The organism is Paraburkholderia sp. BL21I4N1, from assembly GCF_002973525.1.
Classification (GTDB): domain Bacteria; phylum Pseudomonadota; class Gammaproteobacteria; order Burkholderiales; family Burkholderiaceae; genus Paraburkholderia.
This window is the reverse complement of record NZ_PVEN01000011.1, coordinates 175,706-186,417: the sequence shown is the minus strand read 5'-3', so window position 1 is coordinate 186,417 and position 10,712 is coordinate 175,706. Positions and strand designations below refer to the sequence as shown.

6 protein-coding genes are annotated in these 10,712 nt (G+C 63.8%); 4 read left to right on the top strand and 2 right to left on the bottom strand.

Annotation, left to right across the window (positions count from 1 at the left end; all coding sequences use genetic code 11):
- Positions 1-135: 135 nt before the first annotated feature.
- A complete protein-coding gene (locus B0G83_RS25405; RefSeq protein WP_105510149.1) occupies positions 136-930 on the bottom strand; it encodes a transporter substrate-binding domain-containing protein in 795 nt (264 codons plus the stop codon).
- A gap of 217 nt (positions 931-1,147) precedes the next feature.
- Between B0G83_RS25405 and hemE the strand changes: the two genes are divergently transcribed.
- Together hemE and B0G83_RS25395 are read left to right on the top strand one after the other, a co-directional pair.
- A complete protein-coding gene (hemE, locus tag B0G83_RS25400) occupies positions 1,148-2,248 on the top strand; it encodes a uroporphyrinogen decarboxylase (RefSeq protein WP_105510148.1) in 1,101 nt (366 codons plus the stop codon).
- Between the two features lie 464 nt (positions 2,249-2,712).
- Positions 2,713-4,959: a primosomal protein N' gene (locus tag B0G83_RS25395; protein WP_181157067.1), complete on the top strand. Its 2,247-nt coding sequence runs from the start codon at positions 2,713-2,715 to the stop codon at positions 4,957-4,959.
- Positions 4,960-4,990: 31 nt separating this feature from the next.
- Here the strand turns inward: B0G83_RS25395 and B0G83_RS38725 are convergent, their stop codons facing one another.
- Entirely contained in the window at positions 4,991-5,161 is a 171-nt protein-coding gene (locus B0G83_RS38725; protein ID WP_181157066.1) for a hypothetical protein, read from the bottom strand.
- Between the two features lie 317 nt (positions 5,162-5,478).
- Here B0G83_RS38725 and putA point away from each other — a divergent pair, with 317 nt between their 5' ends.
- Positions 5,479-9,408, top strand: coding sequence for a trifunctional transcriptional regulator/proline dehydrogenase/L-glutamate gamma-semialdehyde dehydrogenase (gene putA, locus B0G83_RS25390; protein WP_105510147.1), 3,930 nt, complete (start codon positions 5,479-5,481; stop codon positions 9,406-9,408).
- 86 nt (positions 9,409-9,494) lie between these two features.
- The gene (locus B0G83_RS25385) at positions 9,495-10,643 is read left to right on the top strand and encodes a branched-chain amino acid ABC transporter substrate-binding protein (protein WP_105510146.1); all 1,149 of its coding nucleotides are present in this window, start codon (positions 9,495-9,497) and stop codon (positions 10,641-10,643) included.
- Positions 10,644-10,712: the final 69 nt, after the last annotated feature.

Sequence of the window (10,712 nt, the reverse complement as noted above, 5' to 3'; positions counted from 1 at the left end):
TACACGGGCTTTTCCGCGTCGAAAAATTAATCAGATAAAACGAACGGTGGCGTGCTGCATTGCGGAACGGCGAACCGAAAAAGCCGGGCGACCTTCCTTCGAGAAGACCAGCCCGCTTCGCTCAATCAGGCGGCTTTACTTCAGCCACTTATCCGAGATTGCCTGATATTCGCCGGTTGCGCGCGCGAGGTGCAACCATTGGTCGACGTACTGCTGGAACGTTACGTCGCCACGCGGCAGCAACCAGGCTTTTTCGCCGTACTGGAACGGTTTGTCAGGATGCACCGAACACAGACCCGGATTCAGTTTTTGCTGCAGCAAGGTTTCCGACGCATCCGTCACCATCACGTCGGCTTTGCCGGCCAGGATTTGCTTGAAGACCGTCACGTTGTCCGGATAGACGGTGAGGTTCGCGTGCGGGAAGTACTGTTTCGCGAACCGTTCGTTGGTGCCGCCCGGATTGACCATGACGCGCGTGCCCGGCTGGTCGATTTGCGCGACGGTTTGATACTTGTTGACGTCGTCGCAGCGAACAATTGGCGTTTTGCCGTCCACCATGTATGCCTGCGTGAAGAACGCGCGCTTCTGCCGTTCGAGCGTTGGCGACACGCCGCCCACGCCGATATCGCATTTGGCGACGAAGTCGTTCATCAGATTCGACCACGACGTTTTGACGTACTCCACCTTCACACCGAGCGACTTGGCGAGCGATTCCGTCATATCGATGTCGATGCCCTCGAACTGGCCGTCCGGTTTATAGAACGAGTACGGCTTGTAGTCGCCGGTCGTGCAGGCCCGCAGCGTGCCGCGCGCGAGAATTTCGTCGAGCCGGGAGGGCGCGGCAGCGGTGGTGGTCTGCGCCACGGCCACGCCTGTGTGCATCAAAACGCCGGCCAACGCGCCGAGCAGTGCGAGTGCTGCTTTGTTCATGGAGTCTCCTTGTTTGCGTGTAATTGTCCGGTAAGGCCGTTGGATAATAGCCCTGCACTCCTGGCTTGAACATTAGCCGTTCAGCCAGGTCGGCCTGGGCATTGGCCGCCGCCGAGTGCGCCCACCGGCGGGTCGCGCAACAGTTATTGCCCGCATCAAGCGCGATGCCGGGAGCCGGGTCCGGTAAAATACCCCTTTGCCCTCAGTCGTACGCATCGTGGCCCATAAACTCCTGAACGACACTTTCCTGCGCGCGCTACTGCGCCAGCCGACCGACTACACGCCGATCTGGCTGATGCGGCAAGCTGGCCGCTATCTGCCGGAATACAACGCCACACGTGGCCGCGCGGGCAGTTTCCTCGGGCTCGCGAAGAACCCGGCCTTCGCAACGGAAGTCACGCTGCAACCGCTCGAACGTTATCCGCTGGACGCCGCGATTCTGTTTTCCGACATCCTCACGGTGCCGGACGCCATGGGCCTCGGCCTTGAGTTTGTCACGGGAGAGGGGCCGAAATTCGCCCGCCCGGTGCGTACCGAAGACGACGTCGCGCGTCTGGCGGTGCCGGACATCGACGCCACGTTGCGCTATGTAACCGACGCCGTGCGTGAAATCCGCACCGCGCTGACCGACGCGCAAGGCCGCCAGCGCGTGCCGCTGATCGGCTTTTCCGGCAGCCCGTGGACGCTCGCGTGCTACATGGTCGAAGGCGGCGGGTCGGCCGACTTCCGCACCGTCAAATCAATGCTGTACGCGCGTCCGGACCTGATGCATCGCATTCTCGAGATCAATGCACGCTCGGTCGCGGCGTACCTGAACGCGCAGATCGAAGCCGGCGCACAAGCCGTCATGATTTTCGACACGTGGGGCGGGGCGCTGGCCGACGGCATCTACCAGCGTTTCTCGCTGCAGTACATCCAGCAGGTGGTGAGCCAGTTGAAGCGCGAGCACGACGGTGAAAAAGTGCCGGTAATCACGTTCACGAAGGGCGGCGGCTTGTGGCTGGACGAGATCGCCGAGATCGGCGTGGACGCGGTCGGGCTCGACTGGACCGTGAATCTTTCCAAAGCGCGCGAGCGTGTCGGTGGCAAGGTGGCCCTGCAGGGCAATATCGACCCGTCCGTGCTGTTCGCGCCGCCGGCGGCGATCCGCATGGAAGCGCGTGCCGTGCTCGACAGCTTCGGCAACCATCCGGGCCACGTCTTCAATCTGGGCCACGGCATTTCGCAATTCACGCCGCCGGAAAATGTCGCCGAGTTGGTCGACGAAGTGCATCGTCATAGTCGGGCGATTCGAAGCGGCGCGCATGCACCGGCGTGATGCTGTAATCGTTACCGTTTTTGCTGCAACGCGGCGAAGTGGGCTCTCGCTCTAAGGGAAAATAGGCATGCCACAGGCCGTCAGATGGCGGTCCTGCGAAAGTCAAGACTTGACTTATGCACATTCTTCACGCTGCGGCGCGGTAGAAGCTTTCGTCGTACCGTGGCCCTTGCACATTGCCGGCGCATTTGATCTAAGCCTTGTCTGGCAAGGGTTTCAGGGGTACGCGGCAAACTGTGCGGAATCCCACAGAAGGCCGCTGCGGCGCGCTTCGCGGCCCTTTCCAGCGAAGTTCTCAACAAAGTTATCCACAGGCACGCGGACCGATTGCAATTGTTCAGCCGAATCCAAAACTTAGCGCCGAAATTGAAGTTTTACTTTAACTTCGACGGGTTCGGCGCGGGCTCGACGTGCAGGGAGATGCGGCGTCGTGCCGCGCCGGCACATCCGCTTCGGCTTGCCGCGTGAGCGACGTGTTCGTCCGCGTTGCGCTGGATCATCCGCTGCCGACCCTGTTCGACTACCGGTGCGACACACCCGAACTCGCCGAGCCTGGCATGCTGGTCAGCGTGCCGTTCGGCAAGCGCCACGTAGTGGGGCTTGTCTGCGAAGTAACCGCTCACAGTGACGTGCCCGCCGACCGGCTCCGCGCGGTGAGCGCCCTGTGTACGGCGTGTCCGCCGGTGTCGGCGGAATGGCTCGCGCTGGCCGCCTTTGCCGCGGACTACTATCAACGCGGCCTCGGTGAAGTCGCGCTGCCCGCATTGCCTCAAGCTCTGCGCGACGCCTCGCGGTGGTCGCGCCTGTTTGCGCCCGAAGAGCGTTTTAGCCTCACGCCCGAAGGGCGCGCGGCGTTACCCGACGCATTGCCGTCGCGCGCCAGCGCATTGCGCAAGCTCGCGCAGGCACTGACCGAAGCCGATTTCCTGCTCGCCGCCGACGCCCGCGCGTTGCATCCCAAAGCAATCGCAAGCTTTGAAGCGTGGCAAGCGCAAGGCTGGGTCGCGCTGGAAGTGATCGAAGCCGCCGCCATAGTCGACGCAGCGGCTTCGCCCGAGACGCCAGCGCCCACGCTACCCCAACTCACCGACGAACAGGCCGCCGCCGTCGAAGCCATTCGCGACGCCAGCGGTTTCGCGCCGTTCCTGTTGCACGGCGTGACGGGCAGCGGCAAGACCGAGGTCTATCTGCGCGCGCTGGCCGAGATTCTCGCGACCAGGCCGGATGCGCAGGCGCTCGTCCTCGTGCCCGAAATCAATCTGACGCCGCAGTTCGAGGCGGCTTTCCGCGCCCGCTTCGCCGCGCTCGAAGGGACGTCGATCGTCACGCTGCACAGCGGTCTCGCCGAAGGTGAACGCGCGCGCAACTGGTTCGCCGCGCACACCGGCCGCGCCCGGATCGTGCTCGGCACGCGACTCGCGATCCTCGCGTCGCTGCCGAAGCTGGCGGTGATCGTCGTTGATGAAGAACACGATCCAGCCTACAAGCAGCAAGAAGGCTTGCGCTATTCGGCGCGTGATCTGGCGATCTATCGGGCCAAGCAACTCGGTTTGCCGGTCGTGCTGGGCTCGGCGACGCCGTCGCTGGAAAGCTGGTGGCAGGCCGACCAAGGGCGCTACCAACGCCTCACGTTGTCGCGTCGCGCGGTGGCGGACGCTGTGCTGCCTACGGTCCGGCTGATCGATCTGGAAGAAGAGCGGCGGCGCGGCCGGGGCTCGGTGGAAGGTCTGTCAGGGCCGCTGATCGCCGCGCTCAAGGCCCGGCTCGAACGCGGCGAGCAAAGCCTCGTGTTCCTGAATCGTCGCGGCTACGCGCCGCAACTCGCCTGCGACGCCTGCGGCTGGGTCGCCGGTTGTCCACGCTGTAGCGCTTACGTGGTGTTGCACAAACCCGAGCGTGCGCTGCGCTGCCATCACTGCGGTTGGGAATCGCGCATTCCGCGCTCGTGCCCGGATTGCGGCAACGTCGACATCGAGCCGATGGGGCGCGGCACGCAACGCGTCGAGGAAACGCTCGCGAGCGCGGTGCCCGGCGCCCGCGTGTTGCGCATCGACGCCGACAGCACGCGCCGCAAAGGCAGCGCGCAGGCGCTGTTTTCCGACGTCCACGCCGGCGAAGTCGATATTCTGGTCGGCACGCAGATGATTGCGAAGGGGCACGATTTTCAGCGCGTCTCGCTGGTCGGCGTGCTGAACGCGGACACCGCGCTGTTTTCGCACGACTTCCGCGCGAGCGAACGTCTCTTCGCGCAACTGATGCAGGTGAGCGGCCGCGCCGGCCGCGCCGGTTTGCCAGGCGAAGTGCTGGTGCAGACGCGCTATCCGCGCCATGCGCTGTATCACGCGTTGGGTCGTCACGACTACGTCGGTTTCGCCAATTCGACCCTGGCCGAGCGCCGCGACGCGCATTTACCACCGTTCGTTTATCAGGCCCTGCTGCGCGCCGAAGGGCGCACGCTCGAGGCCGCGATCGCGTTCCTGCAACAGGCCGCCGCAGCGCTGTCCGGCATTCCGGCCGCTGAGCGCGTGACCGTCTACGACGCCGTGCCGCTTACCATCGTCAAGGTGATGCACGTGCATCGCGCGCAATTGCTGATCGAAAGCGCGTCGAGGGCGGCGTTGCAGGCGACGTTGCGTGCCTGGCAGCCGCTGCTGCGCGGGTTGAAAGGCGTGCTGCGCTGGAGTGTCGAAGTCGACCCACTCGACATCTGACGACCGCGTCACACCACCCGCACCAGTCAAATCAATCGTTCAATGCGGTCCGCGTATCGCCGGTCGATGCCCGCGAAGACGCGCGCGCGCGTCCCTCGACCTCCGCGCGTTTGTCCGCACCGCCCGTTGCGCCACGGATGAACAACACCGCGCAAGTCGCACACATTGCCCAGATACCCAATACCACCAGCCACTTTTCCATTTCACCGATCCTCTAATACGCCAAACCCCGTTTCGTTTTATGTGCGTGCCGCGAGGCCGCTTGCCGCCATGTTCTCTATAACGGCGCGCCGTTCCGTTTGATAAGGGTAAATGCAAAAAGAATCACGCCAGGGAAAGTACTGATCGCAACCCGCTCCGCCACGCGCGGCGCCATCGGGCGCAAACCCCCGTCCCGCAAGGATTTCAAGAAGGTGCAACCATATGCCGAGTATGGTTGCACCTTTTTATTGGGAGGCGTACGATTCGCCAACTTTTAGTCTTTCGCCAGGCATTCGTCTGGTATCCGAAGAAGGAAACATGGCTAGCACCACCCTTGGCGTCAAGGTCGACGACCTCCTGCGTTCCCGGCTGAAAGATGCCGCCACTCGCCTCGAACGCACTCCGCATTGGCTCATCAAGCAGGCGATCTTCGCTTACCTCGAAAAGATCGAGCACGGTCAATTGCCGCCCGAGTTGTCCGGGGTGACGGGTTCCGCCGATCTGGCCGATGGCGCCGCCGTCGAGCAGGAAGAAGACGGTGCCGCGCATCCGTTCCTCGACTTTGCGCAAAACGTGCAACCGCAGTCGGTGCTGCGCGCGGCGATCACGGCGGCGTACCGTCGCCCGGAGCCGGAGTGCGTGCCGTTCCTGCTGGGGCAGGCGCGTTTGCCGGCCAACCTCGCCGGCGACGTGCAAGCCATGGCTCACAAACTGGTCGAGACGCTGCGCACGAAGAGCAAGGGCGGCGGCGTCGAAGGGCTGATCCACGAATTCTCGCTGTCGAGCCAGGAAGGTGTGGCGCTGATGTGCCTCGCCGAAGCGCTGCTGCGCATTCCCGATCGCGCGACCCGCGACGCGTTGATTCGCGACAAGATCAGCAAGGGCGACTGGAAATCGCACGTCGGCCAGGCGCCGTCGCTGTTCGTCAATGCCGCGACGTGGGGCTTGATGATCACCGGCAAGCTGGTCACGACCAATAGCGAAACGAGTCTTTCGTCGGCGCTCACGCGTTTGATCGGCAAGGGCGGCGAGCCGCTGATCCGCAAGGGCGTGGACATGGCGATGCGCCTGATGGGCGAGCAGTTCGTCACCGGCGAGAACATCTCCGAAGCGCTGGCCAACAGCCGTAAATACGAAGCGCGCGGTTTCCGCTACTCGTACGACATGCTCGGCGAAGCGGCGACCACCGAAGCCGACGCGCTGCGCTACTACGCGTCGTACGAACAGGCGATCCACGCCATCGGCAAGGCCGCCGGCGGCCGTGGCATCTACGAAGGTCCAGGCATCTCGATCAAGCTTTCCGCGCTGCATGCCCGCTACTCGCGCTCGCAGCAGGAACGCACGATGAGCGAACTGCTGCCGCGCGTGCGCTCGCTCGCGATCCTCGCGCGCCGCTACGACATCGGCCTGAACATCGACGCCGAAGAAGCCGATCGCCTCGAAATCTCGCTGGATCTGCTCGAAGCGCTGTGTTTCGATCCGGAACTGGCGGGCTGGAACGGCATCGGTTTCGTGATCCAGGCGTATCAGAAGCGCTGCCCGTTCGTGATCGATTACGTGATCGATCTGGCGCGCCGCAGCCGTCACCGCGTGATGGTGCGCCTCGTGAAGGGCGCGTACTGGGATACCGAAATCAAGCGTGCGCAAGTGGACGGCCTCGAAGGCTATCCGGTCTACACGCGCAAGATCTACACGGACGTGTCGTACCTCGCCTGCGCGAAGAAACTGCTCGGCGCGCCGGACGCGGTCTATCCGCAATTCGCCACGCACAATGCGCACACGCTGTCGGCGATCTATCACCTCGCGGGCAACAACTACTATCCCGGCCAGTACGAGTTCCAGTGCCTGCACGGCATGGGCGAACCGCTGTACGAAGAAGTCACCGGCCGCGACAAACTGAACCGTCCGTGCCGCGTGTACGCGCCGGTCGGCACGCATGAAACACTGCTGGCGTACCTCGTGCGCCGTCTGCTGGAGAACGGGGCGAACACGTCGTTCGTGAATCGTATCGCCGATGAAAGCGTCGCGATCAAAGACCTGATCGCCGATCCGTCCGACGAAGCGTCGAAGATCACGCCGCTCGGCGCGCCGCACGCGAAGATCCCGCTGCCGCGCCATCTGTTCGGCGCCGAGCGTCTCAATTCGATGGGCCTCGATCTGTCCAACGAACACCGACTGGCGTCCCTGTCGTCGGCGTTGCTGGCGAGCGCGCATCATCCGTGGCGCGCCGCGCCGATGCTCGAGGACAACGAGATAGCCGTGGGCACCGCGCGCGACGTGCGCAATCCCGCCGATCAGCGCGACCTCGTCGGCACCGTCGTCGAAGCAACGCCGGAGCACGTGAGCGCCGCGTTGGCTCACGCGGTGGCCGCCGCACCGATCTGGCAAGCCACGCCGGTGGATGCGCGCGCCGATTGCCTCTCTCGTGCCGCCGATCTGCTCGAAGCGCAGATGCACACGCTGATGGGTCTGGTGGTGCGCGAAGCCGGCAAGTCGCTGGCGAACGCGGTCGCGGAAATCCGCGAAGCGATCGATTTCCTGCGCTATTACTCGACGCAGATTCGCAGCGAGTTTTCGAACGACACGCATCGCCCGCTCGGCCCGGTGGTCTGTATCAGCCCGTGGAATTTCCCGCTGGCGATTTTCATGGGCCAGGTGGCCGCGGCGCTGGCTGCCGGCAACACCGTGCTCGCCAAGCCGGCTGAACAAACGCCGCTGATCGCCGCGCAAGCCGTACGGATTCTGCGCGAAGCCGGTGTGCCGGCCGGCGCGGTGCAATTGCTGCCGGGTAACGGCGAAACGGTTGGCGCCGCGTTGGTGGCCGATCCGCGCACCCGCGCGGTGATGTTCACCGGTTCGACCGAAGTCGCGCGTCTGATCAACAAGACGCTGTCGAGCCGCCTCGATCCGGACGGCAAGCCGATTCCGCTGATCGCCGAAACAGGCGGCCAGAACGCGATGATCGTCGACTCGTCGGCGCTCGCCGAACAGGTGGTGGCGGACGTGCTGCAGTCGTCGTTCGATTCGGCCGGTCAACGGTGTTCCGCGTTGCGCGTTCTTTGTCTGCAGGACGATGTCGCGGACCGCACGCTCGAAATGCTGACCGGCGCGATGCGCGAACTGGCGGTGGGCAATCCGGACCGTTTGTCGATCGACGTCGGCCCGGTGATCGACCTCGACGCGAAACGCGGTATCGACGCGCACGTCGCGGCGATGCGCGAGAAAGGCCGCAAGGTCGAACAACTGCCGATGCCGGAAGGCTGCGCGCAAGGCACCTTCGTGCCGCCGACGCTGATCGAACTCGACAGCATCGACGAATTGAAGCGTGAAGTGTTCGGTCCGGTGCTGCATGTGGTGCGTTATCGCCGCAGCCAGCTGGACAAGTTGCTCGAACAGATTCGCACGACGGGTTACGGCCTGACGCTCGGCATTCACACGCGGATCGACGAAACGATCGCTCACGTGATCAGCCGTGCGCATGTCGGCAATATTTATGTGAACCGCAACGTGATCGGCGCGGTGGTGGGTGTACAGCCGTTCGGCGGCGAGGGTTTGTCGGGCACGGGTCCGAAGGCGGGCGGCGCGCTGTATCTGCAGCGTCTGCTGGCCACGCGTCCGGCGGGTTTGCCGAAGTCGTTGGCGCAGTCGTTGATCGCCGACGTACCGCAAGGCGGCGAAAACAGCGACAATCCGTCCGCCGCGTTGACCGCGTTGCGTGACTGGCTGATCGCCGAACGTCAGCCGCAATTGGCCGCACGTTGCGACGGCTATCTGTCGCATGTGCCGGCGGGCGCGACCGCGGTATTGTCGGGGCCCACCGGCGAGCGAAACACCTACACGCTGGGCGCGCGCGGCACGGTGCTGTGTGTGGCGTCGACGGCGAGCGGCGCGCGCGTGCAGTTCGCTGCGGCGCTGGCTACGGGAAATCGCGCGTTGTTCGAAGGTGCGGCCGGTGAACAATTGGTGTCGCAACTGCCCGCAACGCTCAAGTCGCATGCGAGCGTGAAGAAGAGTGCCGACACAGCGTTCGACGCCGTGTTGTTTGAAGGCGATAGCGACGAATTGCTGGCGCTAGTCAAGGAAGTCGCGAAGCGCACCGGGCCGATCGTGTCGGTGCAAGGCGTCGCGGCGCGCGCGCTGGAAAGCGGCGACGAGGACTACGCGCTGGAGCGTCTGTTGACGGAACGCTCGGTTAGCGTGAATACCGCGGCCGCCGGCGGTAATGCGAATTTGATGACGATTGGTTGAGCGAACCTCAGTTCAATTGCTCAATAAAACGGAAGCGGTACGGCGACCCCGAAACCGCTCCATCCACCTGGTACCAAGGAGAAGCTATGCAACACAAGATGAAACAGCTGGCAGGCGCAGCGCTGGTTGCGGCAATGTCGCTGGCGGGGACGGCCAACGCTCAATCGACGGAAGACGTGAAGGTCGGTTTCGCCGGCCCGATGACGGGTGCGCAGGCGCACTACGGCAAGGACTTCCAGAACGGCATCGTGCTGGCCGTGGAAGACATGAACGCGACCAAGCCGATGATCGGCGGCAAGCAGGTTCGTTTCGTGCTGGATTCGGCCGACGACCAGGCTGACCCGCGCACCGGCACGACCGTCGCGCAGAAGCTGGTGGATGACGGCATCAAGGGCATGCTGGGCCACTTCAATTCGGGTACCACGATTCCGGCGTCGCGCATTTACGCGAACGCGGGCATCCCCGAAATCGCCATGGCCACGGCGCCGGAATACACCCAGCAAGGCTTCAAGACCACGTTCCGCATGATGACGTCCGACACGCAGCAAGGTTCGGTCGCCGGCACGTTCGCGGTCAAGACGCTGGGCATGAAGAAGATCGTGATCGTCGACGACCGTACGGCTTATGGCCAGGGTCTGGCGGATCAGTTCGAGAAGGCAGCGAAGGCTGCGGGTGGCCAGATCGTCGATCGTGAATACACGAACGACAAGGCTGTCGACTTCAAGTCGATCCTGACCAAGCTGAAGTCGGTCCAGCCGGATCTGATCTATTACGGCGGCGCGGATTCGCAAGCGGCACCGATGGTCAAGCAGATGAAGGCACTGGGCATCAAGGCGCCGCTGATGGGCGGCGAAATGGTCCACACGCCGACGTTCATCCAGATCGCGGGTGACGCGGCGAACGGTACGGTGGCATCGCTCGCCGGCCTGCCGCTGGAACAGATGCCGGGCGGCAAGGACTACGTTGCAAAGTACAAGAAGCGTTTCAACGAAGACGTGCAAACGTACTCGCCGTACGCTTACGACGGCGCAATGGCCATGTTCGACGCAATGAAGAAGGCGAATTCGACCGATCCGGCGAAGTACCTGCCGCTGCTCGCGAAGACCTCGATGCCGGCGGTGACGTCGTCGAACCTGGCTTACGACGGCAAGGGCGACCTGAAGAACGGTGGCATCACGCTGTACAAGGTGGTTGATGGCAAGTGGACGACGCTGCAAAGCGTGGGCGGGAAGTAATTTTCCGTTGGGCATTTGCGTACCGTGCCGTAATTTGACGTGACGCGCATTGCGAAAAGCCCTGCGATT

Coding starts and splice junctions, on each gene's coding strand:
- B0G83_RS25405 (WP_105510149.1), bottom strand. CDS start 930: ATGAACAAAGCAGCACTCGCACTGCTCGGCGCGTTGGCCGGCGTTTTG.
- B0G83_RS38725 (WP_181157066.1), bottom strand. CDS start 5,161: ATGGAAAAGTGGCTGGTGGTATTGGGTATCTGGGCAATGTGTGCGACT.
- putA (WP_105510147.1), top strand. CDS start 5,479: ATGGCTAGCACCACCCTTGGCGTCAAGGTCGACGACCTCCTGCGTTCC.
- B0G83_RS25385 (WP_105510146.1), top strand. CDS start 9,495: ATGCAACACAAGATGAAACAGCTGGCAGGCGCAGCGCTGGTTGCGGCA.